A 19,764-nucleotide genomic window follows, 5' to 3' on the forward strand; every position below is an offset into this window, starting at 1 on the left:
ACAGCCTCGGCAAGGAGATTTATGTCTGCACAACAGCAGTTAATTCAGATACTGGAGCAGAAAATACAGCAGGATAAGCTGCTGCTGCCAACCTTACCTGACGTGGCGTTAAAAGTACGGCAACGCTCTGCAGAAGCCGATATCAGCTTGCTGGATATGGCCGATGTGATAGCACAAGACCCGGCTTTGGCCGCCAGGATGATCAAAGTAGCAAACAGCGCCTTTATGGGCCGCTCCATTAAAGTGAATACATTGAATCAGGCGGTTACCCGTATAGGCCTGAGTCAAATTCGTAATATTGCCATTGCCATGGCGTTGGAGCAGGTGTTTGTGTCTAAACATAAGCAGGTGCAACAACAGCTTGATGCCTTGTGGCAAAGCAGCGTGCAGGTGGCCAGTGTAGCGGCATCTTGTTTGGCGTATTACAACAGCCGCGAGGCGCGCAGTGGCCTGAACAAAGACGTTATGACCCTGGTTGCCCTGGTGCATAATATCGGCGCCTTGCCGGTTATTGCTGAGGCGGAGCGGGAGCAGGCCTTATTGGGCGATCCGCGCTTTTTATACCAATTGGCAACCAAGCTGTCGACAGAAGTCAGCATGCGGATTTTGTATGCCTGGGGCTTTGCCGACGAATTTTATCAGGCGGCACTGCAATGGAAAAAGCTGCAACCGGATAAACCGGGGCCGGGTTATACCGATTTTATCCGTCTGGCGGTAATTGCCAGAGACGGTTATGCCGATAAAGAACTGCAGCAACGGCTGCTACAATATTATGTAGCGATGAAAATGGTGCCGCAGGACGATTTTATGCAGCATCCTGAAATACAAACGGTATATCAGGATGTGCGTACTATCTTCAGTTAAAGATTACTCAGCTGCGGCCAGTTGCCGGCTAATGCTGAGTAACGCCAGATTTAATGCTGATGCCATCAGCAGTAAATCAGCGTCGAGCCTGGCGGTTAAATCTTCCCAACCCAGCTCGTCGTTTTGCCCGGTCAGCAGATCATGAAATTTCAGCCGCTTAAGCGCACCGTCATCAGTGATTTGCAGTGACAGACCTTCGGCTTGTTCCAGGCCAATACTGGTAACCAGTTTATCCTGCAGGTGGCTTTGCACTTCATCGGCCGTAAGCAAATGATTGCTGAATTTCACTTTAGCGCCTTCTTCATCCGGCGCTTTTAGCTCAGCATCACTACCTTGTACAAAGCCTTGCGGCAGCGCTTTGTTTTGCAGCCATAGCTGCAAATTGGCATTCAGCTTATGGTTGTCCAGCCAGGGTAAGGCCGGTAACGAACCTAACGCTTTTCGCAGCAGGGCCAGTACATCTTCAGCTTTACCGGCACTGCCGCTGTTAATCACTAACCACTGGTTCTCCGGGTCATAGTAGCCCTGAGTTAGCGAGGAGCGACTGAAGGCTCTGGGCAACAGGCTCAGTTGCAGCTCTTCTTTCAGGCTTTGTTTTTCTTTGCGGCTTAACGGCCGGCCTTTTTCCAACTCCATCGCTTCTACTTTGGGCTGCATTTCTTCATTTATCACCGCAGCCGGCAGAATTTTTTCCTGGCGTTTAACGGCAAAAAACTGCAAATGCCCACAGGCATGGCAATACTGCTTAATACTGGGATGCAGCGGAAAGCTGAAGCCGGTTTTTACCGCTTCCTGGGCACTTAACGGGGTAAACTTGAATTCAGCCAAGGCTTGTTCCCAAGCCGCAACATCGGTGCTCAGGGGGGCGCTGAGCTTATAAACGCGAACATTTTTAAACCACATAATTCACTCAAATCGAAAAAAACCGACCGGCAGTATAACGTGGATCAGGTCGGAATTTTCAGATTTTTTGGAAAGCAAATATGGTAATGCAGACCCTTGCCCGGCTCGCTGCTGACAGTAATGCTGCCGCCCAGCGTCTGGCGCACCAGATTATAGGTAATATGCGTACCCAAACCGCTGCCGCCCTGATCGCGCTTAGTAGTAAAAAACGGATGGAATAGTTTTTCTAACTGCTCCGGAGTCAGTCCTTTGCCATTGTCACTGTACTTGATGTCAACATTGTCATCTTCATCTAATACGGTAATGCGGATCTGGCCTTCTGTAATATCTTCAAAGGCGTGAATTAACGAGTTCATCAGCAGGTTGGTAAAGATTTGTGATATCGCCCCCGCCGGGCAGTTCAGCATAATGTTATCCGGACAATTTACTTCAATTTGATGGCGGGTTTTCTTAAAGTTGGGCTGTAGTGAGCGGATCACTTCGTGCAGGTAGTCTGCCAGGTTAATAGTGCGAACCGCTTCGCTGGTTTGGTCTACGGCAATTTGCTTAAAGCTGGCAATAAGCTCAGATGCACGAATTAAATTAGACTGTAACAGCTCGGCGCCTTGGGTCGCCTCTTCAATAAAATGCTCCAGATTTTTTGGCGACAAGGTTTTATCTTTATAGGCTTGCGCCAGGGTGCTTATTTTCTCAGCAAGGAAGCTGGTGGCGGTAACACCAATACCTACCGGGGTATTTACTTCATGAGTAATACCGGCAACCAGACCGCCAAGTGCGGCCATTTTCTCTGACTGTACCAGCCGGTCTTGTGCTTGCTTTAGATCATCAACAATTTTTTCCAGCTCGGTTTGTTTGCTGCGCAGGGCATCTTCAGTGTGACGGCGGCGTTCTATTTCCTCACGCAAGCTTTGCTGTTTTACTTCTAACTCTTGCTTTTGTTGTTGTAAGTCCATCATAGCCTGGCTTAAGCCGGACGTTTTACGCGCCACTTCCTGCTCCAGCATCAGGTTTTGCTGGTCCAGTTTTTCATTCGACAACATCAGCTGCTTTTGTGTGGTTTCCAACTGGGTTTTGTAATCCTGCACCCGGCTGATCAAGCGGTTGAAGGCATCCGCCATTACACTCAGCTCTGAGGTGTCGTCATGCTGAATTTCTACTTTGGCGCCGTCGAGTTGATCCAGCTCCAGATCTTCAATTTGCTGCGTTAGCTCTGTCAGCGGCAAGGTAAGTTGTTTGCGAAAGGCCAATAAAAACAGAATGATTAGAAAAGTGGTTTTTAACATGGCATTACCGACCAGGAAGTAAATGCCCACTTTTATCCGGTCTATTACCACGGCGCGGCTGGAAAACAGCGTGACATCGCCGACCTGGGTGGCGCGGCCGGAAAACTCAAAGATCAGCGGAAAGGTGTAACCGAAAATACCGGATTGTTGCTCTGTCAGGCGTACGCCTTCACGCACCAGTTGGGTGCTGAAACGTTCCTGAATATTAAGGTAACGGCCCAGTTGGGTAATAACGGCGCCGCTGTCGTCACGCACGATAATACCTTCAATGGCCGGGATCGCCAGTAAGCCATCGGCAATAATTAACGCTTGCTGGGTGTTTAACTCCCAAATGGCCCGTGTCAGGCTGCCGGAAAAGGTTTGCTGCAGCGTTTCCAGCTCGCCATTAATATGGTTTTTGGTATTAAAGTATTCCGCAACAATTTGCCCCAGCGTTACCACGAAGGTCAGAATAAAATACACTGACAAAACTTTGGTTAACAGCTTACGGGATAAGCTTCTACGCTGCATGAAGTAGCCTTGTGTGACGAGATGATTTTTGCTTATCACACTACCATAACCAATAACCGGCAGTTTGCAAATAGCCTGAGTGGATCTGAGCTATTTATAGCGCAGATATTGCTTTATAGTAGTGTGCTGTATATATTTTTTAACCAAACCGTGTCAAAAAGCACAACAATTAAAGGCTGTAGTACATGGCGTTCACTGCGTTAATTTGTGATGACTCCCTGCTGGCACGTAATCAGTTGAAAAAATCCCTTCCGGTTGATTTTGATGCCACTATTGTTACTGCCAGCAACGGCCTGGAAGCTATTGATTTGTTGCGCTCTCAAGATATTGGTGTGGTTTTTCTCGACTTGACCATGCCGGAGCTGGATGGCATAGGGGTACTTGAGGCGATAAAAGCCGAGGCCATAGATTGTTTTGTTATCGTGGTGTCGGCAGATATTCAACCGGAAATGCAAAAGCGTGTTACCGAATTAGGGGCTTTGGCTTTTGTGCATAAACCGGCTTCTGCAGAGAAGCTGGCGGCTGTGATGAATAAGTATGGTTTAATTTAAACCCCGACAACAAAATTAGCCGTTGACAGACGTCTATAAGTCTGTGCATAGTGAATGCCATGAAAATAAAAACGACTGTACTCACCACCATTATTATTACCACCAACCCTTCGGGGTAGGAGGTCGGCGGTGTGTTGTCTTAAAAAAGACCCGTGACCTCAAATGTCACGGGTCTTTTTTTTGGCTCTGTTATTTCAGAGCCACTAAAAAACCAACAAAGAGTCGCGATAACTGACCACTACAGTAATTAATGCGCAAGGAGTTTTAACATGAGGGTGCTCAAATTTGGCGGTTCGTCGCTGGCATCAGTTGACCGTTTTGCCGGGGTTGCACAAATAGTGCAACAACTGACAACCACCGACCGTATTTGTCTGGTGTTGTCAGCGCCGCAAGGGGTGACCAACACCTTGGTTGAGCTGACCGATTTGGCTTATCTGGGATCTGATTTCAGTGCGTTGCTCAAGCAGTTGGCTGACCGCTATCAGGCGCTGGCATCTGAAGCGGCGCAGTTGTTTCCCTCAGCAGAGCTGGCTGGTTTACAGCAGGTAGCAGAGGCGCAGCTGACACAATTACAGGCACAACTTACCGGGATTCAGCTGTTGCGGCATTGCCCGGACCATATAAAAGCGCAGATCCTGGGCTTGGGTGAGCAATTCAGTGTAGCGCTGATGACGGCGTTGTTAAATGCCAAGCAGTTGCAAACCGTGGCGCTGGATGCCATCAGCCTGGTAAAAAGCAGCGGCGACTATTTAAATGCCAGCGCCGATATTGCCGCCTCAGAGCAAACCTTACAACACGCCATTGCCAGCCACAGCGCTCAGGTATATGTGATTGCCGGTTTTGTTTCCAGCAATGCTCAGGGCGAAACCTGTTTATTGGGCCGCAATGGCTCTGATTATTCCGGCGCTATAGTCGCAGCCAGTATCCGTGCTGCAGCCTGCGAAATTTGGACCGATGTCGATGGTGTGTACAGTGCTGATCCGCGCCAGGTAAAAAACGCCAAACTGATTGATAAACTGTCGTACGACGAGGCGATGGAGTTGTCATATTTTGGTGCCAAGGTACTGCACCCGAAAACCATAGGCCCGCTGGCACGTTACAATATTCCCTGCTATATCAAAAATACGCTTAACCCGGCGGCGCCAGGCACCTGTATCGACAACAACGGTGAGGGTGATGCGTTGGTAAAAGGTATTTCCAGCCTCGAGCATCTGGCGCTGATCACAGTATCCGGCCCCGGTTTAAAAGGCGTAGTCGGGATGGCCAGCCGCGTATTTGCTTCGATGGCGCGGGCACAAATTTCGGTCAGTTTAATTACCCAGTCATCGTCTGAGTTCAGCATCAGCTTCTGTGTACCACAGCTGCATTTAGCTGCAGCAAAAAAAGCGCTGCAGCAGGAGTTTGAACTGGAGCTGCAAACCGGTTTATTGCGCGAGCTGAGCATTTTATCTGATATGGCAATTGTCAGCCTGGTTGGTGATGGCATGCGACAGCACCGTGGCGTAGCCGCCAAGTTTTTTGCCTCCTTAGCCCAAGCGCGGGTCAACGTGGTCGCCATCGCTCAGGACAGCAGCGAGCGCTCTATTTCTGCTGTTATCGAGCAGGCCGCCTGTAAAAATGCAGTAAAGGTATGTCATGAAAACTTTTTCAGCCATATCCCTAGCATTGATGTGTTTTTGGTTGGCTGCGGTGTGGTGGGCAGTGAGCTGCTGGCGCAAATTCAGCGCCAACAGGCGTTTTTACACAGCCGTCAGGTAAAGCTGAATGTCTACGGTATTGCCAACAGCTCGGCGACCTTATTACAGAACGATGGCATCGACTTAGCAAACTGGCAGTCACAGCTGGCACAGGCAAAAGCGCCGTTTTCGGTGGAGTTGCTCAGCCAATTTGTGCAGCAACAGCACCTGACTAACCCGGTACTGGTTGATTGCACCAGCTCAGAGCAGGTGGCGGCGCAGTATGCTGATTTTCTCGCGGCCGGTTTCCATGTAGTTACGCCAAACAAAAAAGCCAATACCGCGTCTTTGGCTTATTACCAGCAGTTGCGGCAACTGGCACAGCAAAACCGGCGGCGTTTTCTGTATGAAACTACCGTGGGCGCCGGTTTACCGGTGATTGATACCTTGCAGGGCCTACTCAATGCCGGCGACGAGCTGCTGGCCTTTGAAGGTATTTTATCCGGCTCTTTATCTTATATGTTTGGTGAGCTGGAGCAGGGTGTCGCCTTATCGGATGTGACGAAAAAGGCTAAAGCGCTGGGCTTCACCGAGCCGGACCCGCGGGATGATTTATCCGGCATGGATGTGGCGCGCAAATTATTAATTCTGGCCCGTGAAGCCGGCATGACGCTGGAGCTCAGTGATGTAGAGGTGGAGTCGGTGCTACCACGTGACTTTGCTGCCGGCGCTACGGTGGATGAGTTTATCGCGCAATTGCCGCAGTTAGATGCGGCCTTTGTCAAACGCATTGCCGCAGCGAAAGCCGAAGGCAAGGTACTGCGCTATATCGGCGAAATCGTCGACGGTAAATGCAGGGTGGCGATAAAGGCGCTGGATGCGGAACATCCGCTGGCGAAGGTGAAAGACGGTGAGAACGCGCTGGCCATTCATACCCGCTATTACCAGCCGATCCCGTTTGTGCTGCGTGGTTATGGTGCCGGTGCCGCGGTAACCTCTGCCGGGGTGTTCAGCGATATTATGCGCACCCTTAGCTGGCAACAACAGGTGTAGTAACGATGCAGCAAACTTCTGAATTAGTCCGTGCGGATCACCTGAAACGTTATTATGCCCCAGCTTCAACCGGCAATTTCTCGGTTGGCTTTGATTTGCTCGGTGCGGCTTTTGAGCCGCTAAGCGGTGAATTATTTGGCGACGTGCTGGACATTGTCGCTGAGCAAGCTGAGCTTAGCCTGGATATTGTCGGCCGCTATGTGCATCAGTTGCCGCAAAACAGCAATGATAACCTGGTGCTGAGCTGCTTTTATGCCTTTGAACAAAAAGTGGGCCGTACGCTGCCGCGCTTAGCGCTGCGGCTGCATAAAAATTTGCCGGTGGGCAGTGGCCTGGGTTCCAGCGCTTGTTCTATAGTGGTGGCCTGTTATGCCTTTAACGATTACTTTGGCCAGCCGTTAGCGCAAGCTGAATTGCTGCAACTGATGGCGCAAGCCGAAGGTGGCGTCAGCGGCAGTGTACATTACGACAATGTAGCGCCTTCGTACTTTGGCGGTTTACAACTGATGTTGCCGCAAAGCGCCGCCATTTGCCGCAGCCTGCCGTGGTTTGAGCATTGGCGTGTGGTGTTAAGCTACCCGGGCACTGTGCTGTCGACTAAAGCTGCCCGCGCCGTATTGCCGCAGCAACTGACTCTGGCGCACAGCATTGCTTTTGCCGGTATGTTAAGCCGCTTTGTCAGTGCCATGTATGCGCAGGATGAAGATGATGCTGCCGCAGCCCTGCAGGATTTGGTGGCCGAGCCGGCGCGCACGCCGTTACTGCCGGAGTTACCGGCTATCAGAGCTGCGCTGGCAGAGCAGGGCATTTTGCATCTGGGGATCTCCGGTGCCGGCCCGACGTTATTTGCCTTATGTCGTGATGATGCGCAGGCGCAGCTTGCCGCTGATTATTTATCACGGCATTATGAAAAGAATCAGGACGCGACCACACACATTTGTCGCTTGTCATTAGCCGGCGCCAGGGCGCTGTAGGAATTACGCATGTTGTTAACCAATATTAAAGTGCCTGCTGAGCAGGTAAGTTTTTTACAGGCAGTACGCCAGGGCTTGGGCCGCGACCAAGGGTTGTTTTTCCCCACCAGCTGGCCAAAGCCGGATATCGCAGCGCTGCTGAACATGTCGCTGGTGGAGCGCAGCAGTGCCATTTTGCAGGCACTGATTGGCGATGAGCTAAGCGCGGCAGAGCTAAGTGCGATGGTCAGCAACGCCTTTACCTTCCCTGCACCGTTGGTGCCGGTGGCGGATGACGTGGCTTGCCTGGAGTTGTTTCATGGCCCGACATTGGCCTTTAAAGACTTCGGCGGCCGTTTTATGGCACAAGCCCTGGCTAAAGCACAGGCCGGTAAAAAAACCACTATTGTTACCGCCACCTCGGGCGACACCGGGGCCGCTGTAGCGCATGCGTTTTATCGCCAGCCCGGTGTACAGGTGGTTATTTTATTCCCGAAAGGCAAGATAAGCCCGTTGCAGGAAAAGCTGTTTACCACCTTAGGTGAAAATATCACTACCCTGGCGGTAGACGGCGATTTTGACCAGTGTCAGGCGTTGGTAAAGCAAGTATTTGATCATAAAGCACTGGTGGATAAGCTCAGCATTAATTCGGCCAACTCCATCAATATCAGCCGCTTGTTTGCGCAAATTTGTTATTACTTTGAAGCGGTGGCGCAAGTGCCGGCAGATAAGCGGGATCAGGTGGTGATTGCTGTACCCAGCGGTAACTTCGGTAATTTAACCGCCGGCTTAATTGCTAAGGCACTGGGCCTGCCAATTAAACGGATGGTAGCGGCCACTAATGCTAATGATACTGTGCCGCGCTATTGGCGCAGCGGCGACTGGCAGCCGAAAACCACAGTAGCCACCTTATCGAATGCGATGGATGTGGCGGCACCGAATAACTGGCCACGGGTTGAAGCCTTGCTGGCGCAAGGCGTGATCAGCCGTGATGACATTGAAGCGGTGATGGTAGATGAAGATGACACGGTGCTTGGCGTGCGTCAACTGTCACAACTGGGTTATTTAAGCGAGCCGCATGCGGCCGTGGCTTACAAGGCTTTAAAACGCAGCTTGCTGCCGGGCGAATACGGTATTTTCCTTGGTACTGCCCATCCGGCCAAATTTAAAGAGCAGGTCGAAAACATTCTCGGTACGCCGATAGCGCTGCCCGAGGCCTTAGCGCGCTGCGCAGCGGAGCAGGGGCTAAGCAAAGATATTCCGGCCGACTTTGCCGTGTTGCAGCAGGAATTGCTGAAGCTGGAGCAAGCCTGATGTCGTGGCAGCAGTTATTAGGGCAGGAGAAAACCGAGCCATATTTTCTTGCTACGCTGGAGCAGGTGAAACAAGCGCGGCTGGCAGGCCAGGTGATCTACCCGCCGGAAGCGGACGTGTTTAATGCTTTTAAACTGACGGAGTTGGACAACCTTAAGGTGGTGATCCTGGGGCAAGACCCTTACCACGGGCCGAACCAGGCGCATGGTTTGGCGTTTTCAGTTCGCCCCGGGGTGCGCACGCCGCCGTCACTGCAAAATATGTATAAAGAGCTGGCACTGGAATATGCTGACTTTCAGATCCCGGCGCATGGCTGCCTGGAGGCGTGGGCAAAGCAGGGCGTGCTGCTGCTTAATACGGTACTTACCGTGGTAGCAACTCAAGCTAACTCGCACCGCCATTTAGGCTGGGAGCAGTTTACCGATAAGGTGATTGCACAAATCAGCGCACAGTGTCAGGGCATCGTATTTTTACTTTGGGGTTCGCACGCGCAGAAAAAGGGCCGCCTGATAGACCGGCAACGCCATTTTGTGCTGGAAGCACCGCATCCGTCACCCCTGTCGGCACATCGTGGTTTTCTCGGCTGTGGCCACTTTAAACAGGCAAACGAGCTGCTGGTTAAGCAGGGTAAAACCCCGATTACCTGGCAGGTGTAACTGAGCCGCCAAAGCAAAAAACGCCCGCTGTTGCCAGCGGGCGTTTTGTTACAATTCGATATCAGCCAGTTCCGGTTCAATGGTCCAGTCGATGTCGCTCAGCTCCTTTTTCAGGCGCTGGCGCTCTTTCAACTGTTCTATTTCGCGCCATTTACGCTTTACCGCACGAGGTTTGGCGGCAGGGCGTTCCAACATATTCAGTAAGTCTTCGAAGCTTTCCATAGTTTGGCCTCTCTGATAGTTGTTCTTTAATAGTTGTTGTTATTTTCAACAAAGGATTTACCACAATTTGCCTGAAAATAAAACAACTAAGTGACAAACCGATGACAGGTCGGAGCTTTTTTGCCGTTTCCCCCGCAGCAGCGGAATTGATCGTCAGGCAGTTTAAAAGCGATACAGGGCCGTAGCACCTGTCCGGCACGGTAAACGCTGTGGCGGAACAATAAACACCTCAGCTCAGACAATCAGCCGTGACCAGCGGCCATAGTCATTGTTTGTCGGGCCGCGCGGAATGCTGGCAGCTATTACCGCTACCGCGCCAATCAGGGTAGCTATAATGCCGGTGGTATTGGCGGGGATAACCATAGCGCATATCATCAGCGCGAGGGCCAGAAAGAGATTTATAAAGCGCAGCGCGCGCGCTACCTCAGCCATGGCGATGACTGAGATAGTGGCAATCAGTGCTCCGAGCAAATGGTGACTGTCCGCCATAGCACCTTCAACCCCGGCTAACACGCGGCTAAACATAAACAGTATGCCTATCACTGCACAGCTAATAAGGCCCGGACACCACCTAACCCCCCCGCTAAAAATGCAGCTAAGCAGTTGTAGGGGGGATTGTTGAAAATTATCGGCAGTCCGGCGGCCATCATCCTCATCGGTATCGCCGGTAAAGAATACCTGCAACACAGCCCGGCCTTGCCGGCGGCGCCGGTTTAAAAACTGGCAGGTCGCTATCAGCTCATCAAGTGAAAACGGGATTTGTAATAACATGGCCGTTGCCGCGATAAGGCACAATGTACACCAGGTATCCAATACGATGGGCTGGATAATAATAAACGTAATGGACACCACGCCCATAGGTACTATCAGAATACCAAACAAGATCACCAGCCAGGGCATAGTACGCCACCGCCGGGTCGACCCCGCAGCGCCTACCAGGATTTCCAGCAGATACACCAGGGCGCCGGCACCGGCGTCAGGTATGGGCCAGGCTTCGGACACTGAAGAGGTTATAATCTCAGCGGTACCATTTTTATTATCATCGGCAATGGCGCCGGTAAAGAACGGATCCCATACCGTATCAATGTGGCCCAACTGATAGGCAGCCATATAGGCCGAGATAAAAAAGCCGATAAAAGCCAGTACAATAATCGGTATGCGCTGGAACCAGGAAGAAGGTGAAAAAGACCAGCCGGGTGGAATGTCGGGACCAGTCATGGCTGCTACAGGCGATACGCCGGGGGCTGGGCGTAATAACACTGCGAGCGCAATCACCAGTGTGCCGACGACGCTGCTGTTCAGATACACCGCAGGCTGCGGCGTCCAGAATACCAGAGGGGCGCAGAGTACCCAGCAGCCGACAGCAGCAGTTGCCCACCTGGCCAGCGGAAAACGCCATGACAGTGATAAAAATGCCAGAACAACAATGATGGCGCCTGACAGCAAATCACTGTAGATCATGCCCTGCGTTTGGTAAGCCAGCCGGGGGATAGAGGCAATCAGCCAAAACCCCAACGCCATATTTAACCACGGGCCCCACAGATTACGGGTATATTCCTGTCGGTAGTAGCTTTCGTGACGTTTACGCAGCGCTTCCGGATTATCGGTCAGTTCGTTGGCCGCTATCATCCAGTCTGGCGGGCGGATACCATTCTTCTTATACCAGGCATGCGGATCTTTTTTTAACTGCCTGACCATCTGCGGCAATTTTTTCTGAATGGCATGCTTGGGCTGCCAGTCCAGTAACTGGCTGGCACGACTGATATCCAACGCATAATGATCAGATGCCAGTTCAATCAGAAACGGCCGGATAAAGGGCTTTTCACCATGATCAATCGCATCAGGTATCACCGGTTCTGCTTTAAGTTGCAACCAGGCTCCGGCTTGGGCCACCGGTTGCGGCAAGCTTATAGTACGCCAGGTCTGCTCGCCGTGGATCAGCTTGCCCAGCTGGTTTTGCAGCTCGCTGTAGCTTAATACCTCAGGTTCGCCGGCCAGAATAGTACAATCCTCCGGCAGCTCGTTACGGCGCTCTACACAGCGTCTGAATACTTCGGTCATGTCGTCTTGATGAATAAAAGATTGCCCTGCATTTAGATCGCCGGCATATAGGTGCGACTTCAGGTCATGCTCGTATATCCGTGCCATTTGGTGACTGAGTGTTGGCACAGCGCTATCGTCGCTGTAAATGCCGGCCAGATGTAAAAACGTACAGGGAATGCCGTTGCGGCACTGACGAATAACTTCTTCGGTGGCTGCCTTAGATTGAGGATATGCCCATTTAGGTGCAATGGGTGTGGCTTCGCTGACGACCTCGCCGGGTGATACCGGTTTATGCACCAGCATGGTGCCGGAATAAATAAAGCGCTCTACCTGAAAGCCGGCCAATGCCGCCAAAAGTTTTTCAGTGCCTTTAACATTGACTTCTTCATACAATAGCGACTTTTCACCGCTGAAATCAAAATAGGCTGCCAGATGGATCACTGCAGCAATATGTTCACCATATTGCTCACCAAAGTCACGAAATGCCAGCGCCAGTGAGTCGGCTGAGGTCAGATCAGCTGCCAGCACCCCGTCAGCGGCTTCCTTGTCCATGCCGACGACCTGATAATCCGGCAGCAGGCTGTTTGTCAGTGCTGAACCAATATTGCCACCTGCGCCGGTAATCAATACTATGGGTTTTGCTACTTCATTTGGGCTGGCGGCTTGGTTTTGTTGTGTTGCAGAGGCTTGAATTTGTCTTTGTTTGGCTGATTTTTGCATGCTGATAGCAGATCCTCCTGTCGGGTTCTTCGCTAGCATCAGTTGGGCGGTTATATCAACAGGCCGGCACAGGGCTGAACATCTTTGTTAAGTGAGCATAACTAGAGGGTAGTAGATCTCTGCACTATTACCAATTGCTGTTGGTGATCAATTACGGTTAGCAGAAAAATGTCTGCCTCACGGGTTGGTGTTTGGCAGATATTAACGAACACACCGCTTTGCTAAAGCAACAGCGGTGTATTCAGTTTTGGCTAAAAGTTTAGTTGCGGGCCGCCAGAAATTGCGTAATTAAAGCCTGAGTCGAACTGTCCAGTGCACCGGCGTCTTTACCTGCTAATGCCTGATAAATCGGCCCGGACAGTTGCTTACCTAATTCAACGCCCCATTGATCAAACGAATTTAAGCCCCACAGCACGCCCTGGCAAAATACTTTATGCTCATATAACGCAATTAAGGCGCCCACGTAAAACGGAGACAACTCCGGCAACAGCAATGTATTGCTCGGCTTGTTGCCCGGCGATACCTTATGCGGTGCTAATGCTTTGGCTTGTGCTGCTGTCATACCGGCAGCCAGACATTCGTCGGTGGCTTCCTGCAATGTTTTGCCTTGCATTAATGCCTGGGTTTGCGCAAAGCAGTGTGCGGCTAAGCGCTGATGATGATCCGCCAGGCTGTGCGCCGGTTTAACTGGCAGAATAAAATCAGCCGGTACCGCTAATGCACTTTGGTGCAACAACTGATGATAAGCATGCTGGCCGTTGGTGCCGGCATCGCCCCAAATTACCGGTGCGGTAGCATCGGTTAAAGGTGCACCGTTAATATCAACACTCTTGCCGTTAGACTCCATATCCAACTGCTGTACATAAGAGGGCAGCAGGCGTAGATAATGGCTGTACGGCAACAGCGCCTGCGCCTGACAGCCAAAGCCGTTGATATACCAGATACCCAGTAACGCCAGCGTCAGCGGCATATTTTCTGCTGCCGGTGCAGTGATAAAATGCTGATCCATCGCTTCGGCGCCCCGGAGCAACTGCGCAAAATGGCTGTTGCCAATCATCAGCGCCACCGGTAGGCCAATGGCTGACCACAGCGAATAACGGCCGCCAACCCAGTCCCACATCGGCAGGATATTTTGTTCCACTATGCCAAATTCCGCCGCGGCTTTAATATTGGACGAGGTAGCCCAAAAATGCCGTGCAATGGCTTTGGCGTCGGCACCGTTGTCGATGAACCATTGGCGCACGGCCAGTGCGTTTTGTTTGGTTTCTTCGGTGCCGAACGATTTAGAGGCGACAAATACCAGGGTGGTGGCCGGGTCGAGATTTTTCACCACATCTGCGACCACTGCACCGTCAATATTACCGGCAAAGTGTAATTTAACCGGGCTGCAGTGATAAGGCGTTAAGGCCTCAACCGCCATTTGCGGCCCCAACAGCGAACCGCCGATACCAACCCAGATTAAATCAGTAATGGCTTTACCGCTGTAGCCGGTATATTCGCCCTGATGCAGCTGGCTGACCAGCGCTGTCATTTTGTCGCGGCAAGCAGTAATAGCCGCGCCGATATCTTCGCCGTCCAATGTCAGGCCGCTGACATCGGTTTTACGCAGCATCATATGCCAAACACTGCGCTGCTCAGTGTTGTTAATTTTGTCGCCGGCCAGCATCGCCTGCAATACCGGTTGAATATTGCTGTTGGCTGCCAGTTGTTGCAGGGCTTGCCAGCTTTGCTCATTAATCAGGTTTTTCGAGTAGTCCAGCGTTATACCGCAGGCGGCAGTGCGAAAGCGGTGGGCCCTGTCCGGATCGGCAGAAAAGGCCTGACGTAATGAACCTTGTTGTGCAGCCAGCGCTTTAAGCGCAGGCCATGGTGAAGCTGGCATACTCTACTCCCCTGTAAAATAATGGTTAAAGTGCTTGTTGGATCAGTTGTTCCAGTTTGCGCTGATCAATGGCAAATTTACGGATACCTTCGGCCAGTTTTTCGGTGGCCATGGCATCTTCATTGAGCGCCCAGCGGAACTGGCTTTGTGTCAGTTGTGCCGGTGCTGCATTGCTGGCGCCGTTATCGGTTAAATGTACTGTCAGCTCCCCCTGCATCTGGCTCAGCTCTGCCAACAGGGCCGGGCTAATGGTTAAACGGTCGCAGCCGGCCAATGCTAATACCTCGCCGGTGTTGCGGAAGCTGGCGCCCATTACCACGGTTTTAAAACCATGTTGCTTATAGAAGCGGTAAATTTCGCGTACCGACACTACGCCGGGATCGGTTTCGCTGCTGTAATCTCGGCCGGTGCTGGCTTTGTACCAATCCAAAATACGGCCGACGAACGGCGAAATTAAGTACACACCGGCTTCAGCACAGGCCCGGGCCTGGGCCATATGGAATAACAGCGTAAGGTTGCACTGAATGCCTTGTTGTTCTAACTGGCGTGCCGCCTGAATGCCTTCCCAGGTCGAGGCGATTTTGATCAGAATGCGGTCTGTAGCTATACCGTTTTCCTGATACAGTGCAACCAGTTGTTGTGCTTTGGCAATAGTGGCATTGGTGTCGAAAGATAAGCGGGCGTCAACTTCAGTTGAGACGCGGCCCGGCACCAGTTTGCTGATAGCGGTACCCACATCAACGGCAAATTTATCGCAGGCCAGCTCAAGTTGGGCAGTGGCAGTGGTCGCTTTAGCTTTAGCATAAGCAACAGCTGCGTCCAGCATAGGCTTGGCAAAATCGAGCTGGCTGGCATTTAGCAACAAGCTGGGGTTAGTGGTGGCATCGACCGGACGGAATTGTTCAATGGCGGTCAGATCGCCGCTGTCTACCACAACGGTAGTGACGGCTTTAAGTTGGCTTAGTAAGTTGCTCATATAGTTTTATTACCGTATTTTTGATCACATTCTAGTGATGTAGCGAATAATTAGCAATTAATGTAGGAATATTACAACAAAACCAGTGTATCGTTGGCAAATAACAACAATAGCGTTGCATGGCACAAAGTAAGTTACTATATTGCCTGTTTTTATCAGGTTATAAGACCTGTAATTTGTAATCAGTGTAAATGAACACAGGGTCTCGATGATCTTTCAAGCCAGCTTTTATAAAAGTAAGAAACTTCTGTTGATCGAGGACTGCGAACCGGTTCGGGCGTCGATCAAGGGTATGCTACAGCAGATAGGTTTCGTTGATATTACTGCTGTCGCTGATGCGGTTCAAGCCTTGTCGCCCGCTAAACGCCATGCTTACGACTTTATTTTGGCTGATTTTAACCTCGGTGATGGCAAAGACGCGCTGCAATTGTTTGCTGAGCTGTCGGCACTGGATGCCATTAAACCCGGCTGTTGTTTTGTCGTGATAAGCGCAGAGCCGCAGCGCTTACCGGTAATGGGCTTATTGCAGGGCACGCCGGACCATTTTGTGTTAAAGCCGTTCTCTTATCTGGAATTGGAAAAACGTCTGGCGAAAGCCTGGCAAAGCCGGGTGGCGTTAAGAAAGGTGTACCAGGCCATGCCGGCCGGCGATTTAACTGCTGTGCATGCTGAGCTGGACGAAGTGATAAAAAATGCCCCTGCCTATACCTTGCTGGCACTGCGGTTAAAAGGTGAAGTGCTGTTGGCGCAGCGTGAATACAATGCCGCGGCGCAGCTGTATAACAAAATTCAGCAACAGCGTGACTTTAGCTGGACCAGGCTTGGTGCGGCTATTGCGATGGTGAAATTGCAGCAATGGCCCGAAGCAGAGCAACTGCTGCTTACGCTGAGCGAAGCCGACGATGTGCGCCCGGAAGCGCTGGATTGGTTAAGCCGGTTGTATTTGTTGCAGGGCGCTTTGCCGCAGGCACTGGAGCAGCTAACTGAACTGGTAAAATTACAGCCTACAAATATCAGCGCACAAATGGCCATCGCCACGGTATTACAGCTAAGTGAACAGCCGGACGAGGCGCTGCGTTACTGGCAGAAGCTGATCCAGCAATTTCGTTTTTCCGGTTTTGACCGTGCCGATTATTATTTTGAACTTACACGCTTATTACTGGCGCACGCTACGCAAGCTGAACTGCCGGGCTTTAGCGCTGCGGTAAAAAAATGCAGTGAAGCGCTGGCCAGTATGCCGCAGAAGTTGCTGACAGATGACACTGAAGCAGAAGTTCTGGCACTGCGGGCCAGAGTGAGTTTGTTGCAGGGCCATATTGCCGATGCTAAACAGCTGACCGATGAATTACAGATTAAAGAAGATAGCACTGCGGGCAATGTCGGTACCTTAGTGGATAAAACACGTTTGATGTTTGCGCTGGGTGAGTTAAAACAAGCCGAGCGCTATTTAACGCAACTGCGGGAAATATCGACTGAACCAGATGATCTGTACAGCTGTTGCCAACGTTTATCTGCCAGCCGCGCATTACAGCAAGACAGTAAGCTGCGCACAGATATCCGCGATTGGAACCAGGCCGGTATGGCTGCAGCACAAAGCGGTAACGTAAAGGCGGCACTGCTGAAATTACGTCAGGCATTTTTGTCTATGCCTTGCAATGCCGGGTTAGCGCTGAACTTACTGCAAACTTTAACGCAACTGCCGGCGCACCGTGGCTTGCAAGCGCTGGCAAAAGCCGTGTTGGCCGCATTGGAGCAAAGCAATTTAACCAATGCGAATCAACAACGCTTAGAGCAGCTGTTAACACAATTGCCGCCGCTATACACGGAATAACAGAAGGTATAGCGGATAGCCAAAGCGTTGCAGCTGCCCCGATTAACAGAGTGAATTAAATTATGTTGTTGCTTGTTTCCCCCGCCAAAGATTTAGATTACCAGCCTTTGCCGCGCAGTATCACACCAACACAACCGGCGATGCTGGCGCAAAGCCGGCAGTTGGCCGACATTTGCAAAACGCTGACACCGGCCGATTTATCATCACTGATGCATATCAGTGACAAACTTGCCGGCTTAAATGCGGCCAGGTTTGCCCAATGGCAGTTACCCTTTACCGAACAAAACGCCAAGGCTGCGTTATTTGCCTTTAACGGTGATGTGTATCAGGGCCTGGATGCACAAAGTTTATCTGATGATGATATCGCCTTTGCCCAGCAACACCTGCGTATTTTAAGTGGTTTGTATGGTGTGTTGCGGCCACTGGATTTAATGCAACCTTACCGGCTGGAAATGGGCACTAAGCTGGCGAACCCGAACGGTAAAGACTTATATGCCTTTTGGCAGGACAGCATTACCGCAACGTTAAACCAGCAATTGCAGGATTTACACATTGATGTGGTGGTTAACCTGGCGTCGCAGGAATACTTTAAGGCCGTAAAACCCAAGCTGCTGCAGGGCCGTTTAATTACGCCGGTGTTTAAAGACTTTAAAAACGGCCAGTATAAAATTATCAGCTTCTTTGCCAAAAAGGCCCGCGGTTTAATGGCGCGCTATATTATTCAGCAGCGCTTAACCGCTGCAGAGCAGTTACAAGGCTTTGATCTGGCAGGCTATGCCTACAGTGCTGAACACTCAACGGCAAACGCACCGGTGTTTTTACGCCATAGCACAGAATAAGCGCTGCAGCGGCGCCGGCTTTTTTGTTACAATGCCGCTCTTTGCCGGTAGCGGCTTTGCAGTGGTATAACAGATGAAATTTCCCGGCCTGCGTAAAATCAAACATTATTTCCCGGTATCCCAGCCTAAACCTCAGCTGCCCAGCTTCGAAGTACGGCCGGAGCTGGATACCTATATCGTTGGCCTGGATCAAACCATTGTTGATGTAGTCGCCAGCGTTAGTGATGATTTCCTGCAAAAGTATAATATCCGCAAAGGCTTATCCAATTTGGTTGAGCATGGCAAAGCCAATCTGATTTATCAGGAATTAGTGACGCAGCAGGCGATATCGGATCATTTTGCCGGCGGCACTATCGGTAATACTATCCATAATTATTCCGTGTTGGCCGATGATAAATCAGTGTTGCTAGGCGTAATGTCAGCCAATATTGCGCTGGGCTCACCGGCGTATCACTATGTTTGCCATACCAGCTCCAAAGTGGATATGAACCATTTGCAGGGCGTGGCCGGTGATATTGGCCGCGGTATTACTATGATAACGCCGGACGGCGAGCGTACCTTTGTTATCGACCCCAGCGATATGGATGAGTTGAGTCCGGACTATATTCCTACCGACATTATCGCCGGGGCCGCGGCTTTTGTGGTCAGTGCTTACCCACTGCGTGCCACAGATCAGCCTATTCAGCAGGCTATGTTAAAAGCGCTGCAAGATGCCAAAGCGCATAATGTGCCGGTGGTAATGAGCCTGGGCACACGGCATTTGGTTGAAGAGAACCGTGCGCAAATTCTCAGTACTATTAAAGACTACGTTAATGTGCTGGCAATGAATGAGCTGGAAGCGGAAGCCTTAACCGGTTTTGCCGATCCACTCAAGGCGGCTGAGGCGATATTGGATCACACTGATATGGTGCTGATCACCGCCGGGCCGGAAGGTTTGTACCTGTGTGGCCACACCGATGACAGCGTAAAGCGTGAAAGCAGCAACCCGATAAAATCCGCCAGCCTGGCTGACTTTAACCAGTTTGAATTCAGCCGGCCGATGTTGCGCGCTTGTTGTCAGCAGCCGCTGAAAGTGTATTCGCATATCGACCCGTACTTAGGCGGGCCGGAGCGGATTAAAAACACTAATGGTGCCGGTGATGGCGCGCTGTCGGCCATTTTGCATGATATGGCGGCGAATCATTTCCACAAGCAGGTGCAGCCGTTATCCGGCAAGCATGAGCAGCCGTATCTGGCATACTCCTCATTTGCACAGATCTGTAAGTACGCTAACCGGGTAAGTTACGAGATTCTGGTACAAAACGCACCACGCTTATCCAAGGGCTTACCCGAGCGGGAAGACAGCCTGGAAGAGGCTTATTGGGAGAGATGATCGCCCATTGAGTTTGGTGTGGCGCTGCTTCAGTGGGCAATCCCACTGTGCTCGCCACAGCAACTCGCAAGCCATCCCTGGCTTGCTCAGACACTCTGTGGCTGCGCATCGGGACG

Annotated in this window: 15 protein-coding genes; 9 read left to right on the plus strand and 6 right to left on the minus strand. The window is 51.3% G+C overall.

The annotated features are described in order from the left end of the window. The first annotated feature begins 21 nt into the window (after positions 1-21). Positions 22-864: an HDOD domain-containing protein gene (locus tag ACTZWV_RS04690; RefSeq protein WP_305552582.1), complete on the plus strand. Its 843-nt coding sequence runs from the start codon at positions 22-24 to the stop codon at positions 862-864. Between the two features lie 3 nt (positions 865-867). Here the strand turns inward: ACTZWV_RS04690 and ACTZWV_RS04695 are convergent, their stop codons facing one another. Then, the gene (locus ACTZWV_RS04695) at positions 868-1,767 is read right to left on the minus strand and encodes a recombination-associated protein RdgC (RefSeq protein WP_444785424.1); all 900 of its coding nucleotides are present in this window, start codon (positions 1,765-1,767) and stop codon (positions 868-870) included. Positions 1,768-1,811: 44 nt separating this feature from the next. After that, complete coding sequence (locus ACTZWV_RS04700; protein ID WP_444785425.1) at positions 1,812-3,560, minus strand: ATP-binding protein; 1,749 nt, start codon at positions 3,558-3,560, stop codon at positions 1,812-1,814. Between the two features lie 185 nt (positions 3,561-3,745). Here ACTZWV_RS04700 and ACTZWV_RS04705 point away from each other — a divergent pair, with 185 nt between their 5' ends. The 5 genes from ACTZWV_RS04705 (at position 3,746) to ung (ending at position 9,763) form a co-directional block, all read left to right on the plus strand. Next, positions 3,746-4,111, plus strand: coding sequence for a response regulator (locus ACTZWV_RS04705; protein ID WP_444785426.1), 366 nt, complete (start codon positions 3,746-3,748; stop codon positions 4,109-4,111). A 269-nt stretch (positions 4,112-4,380) separates the two neighbouring features. After that, positions 4,381-6,840 carry a bifunctional aspartate kinase/homoserine dehydrogenase I gene (thrA, locus tag ACTZWV_RS04710; protein ID WP_444785427.1) on the plus strand — a complete coding sequence of 820 codons (2,460 nt, stop codon included), beginning with the start codon at positions 4,381-4,383 and terminating at the stop codon, positions 6,838-6,840. A 5-nt stretch (positions 6,841-6,845) separates the two neighbouring features. Next, positions 6,846-7,814, plus strand: coding sequence for a homoserine kinase (gene thrB, locus ACTZWV_RS04715; protein ID WP_444785428.1), 969 nt, complete (start codon positions 6,846-6,848; stop codon positions 7,812-7,814). Between the two features lie 9 nt (positions 7,815-7,823). Beyond that, positions 7,824-9,107: a threonine synthase gene (gene thrC / locus ACTZWV_RS04720; protein ID WP_444785429.1), complete on the plus strand. Its 1,284-nt coding sequence runs from the start codon at positions 7,824-7,826 to the stop codon at positions 9,105-9,107. Next, complete coding sequence (gene ung / locus ACTZWV_RS04725) at positions 9,107-9,763, plus strand: uracil-DNA glycosylase (RefSeq protein WP_444785430.1); 657 nt, start codon at positions 9,107-9,109, stop codon at positions 9,761-9,763. The genes thrC and ung overlap by 1 nt, the downstream gene beginning before the upstream one ends. A 48-nt stretch (positions 9,764-9,811) precedes the next feature. Here ung and ACTZWV_RS04730 read toward each other — a convergent pair whose 3' ends face one another. From ACTZWV_RS04730 to tal, 4 genes are all read right to left on the minus strand, one after another. Continuing rightward, on the minus strand, positions 9,812-9,985 hold the full coding sequence (locus ACTZWV_RS04730; protein ID WP_134051760.1) for a DUF3545 family protein: 174 nt from the start codon (positions 9,983-9,985) through the stop codon (positions 9,812-9,814). 234 nt (positions 9,986-10,219) lie between these two features. After that, entirely contained in the window at positions 10,220-12,748 is a 2,529-nt protein-coding gene (locus ACTZWV_RS04735) for a vitamin K epoxide reductase family protein (RefSeq protein ID WP_444785431.1), read from the minus strand. Between the two features lie 259 nt (positions 12,749-13,007). Next, complete coding sequence (gene pgi, locus ACTZWV_RS04740; protein WP_444785432.1) at positions 13,008-14,630, minus strand: glucose-6-phosphate isomerase; 1,623 nt, start codon at positions 14,628-14,630, stop codon at positions 13,008-13,010. Positions 14,631-14,655: 25 nt separating this feature from the next. Further along, positions 14,656-15,606, minus strand: a complete 951-nt coding sequence (gene tal, locus ACTZWV_RS04745) for a transaldolase (RefSeq protein WP_444785433.1) — start codon at positions 15,604-15,606, stop codon at positions 14,656-14,658. A 208-nt stretch (positions 15,607-15,814) separates the two neighbouring features. Between tal and ACTZWV_RS04750 the strand changes: the two genes are divergently transcribed. From ACTZWV_RS04750 to ACTZWV_RS04760, 3 genes are all read left to right on the plus strand, one after another. Further along, on the plus strand, positions 15,815-17,437 hold the full coding sequence (locus tag ACTZWV_RS04750; protein WP_444785434.1) for a tetratricopeptide repeat protein: 1,623 nt from the start codon (positions 15,815-15,817) through the stop codon (positions 17,435-17,437). Positions 17,438-17,499: 62 nt separating this feature from the next. After that, a complete protein-coding gene (gene yaaA / locus ACTZWV_RS04755) occupies positions 17,500-18,276 on the plus strand; it encodes a peroxide stress protein YaaA (RefSeq protein ID WP_444785435.1) in 777 nt (258 codons plus the stop codon). A gap of 73 nt (positions 18,277-18,349) precedes the next feature. Continuing rightward, positions 18,350-19,648, plus strand: a complete 1,299-nt coding sequence (locus ACTZWV_RS04760; RefSeq protein ID WP_444785436.1) for an inosine/guanosine kinase — start codon at positions 18,350-18,352, stop codon at positions 19,646-19,648. The last annotated feature ends 116 nt before the right edge of the window (positions 19,649-19,764 follow it).

Origin of the sequence: Rheinheimera sp. NSM, from assembly GCF_052380015.1 — a bacterium.
Classification (GTDB): Bacteria; Pseudomonadota; Gammaproteobacteria; order Enterobacterales; family Alteromonadaceae; genus Alishewanella.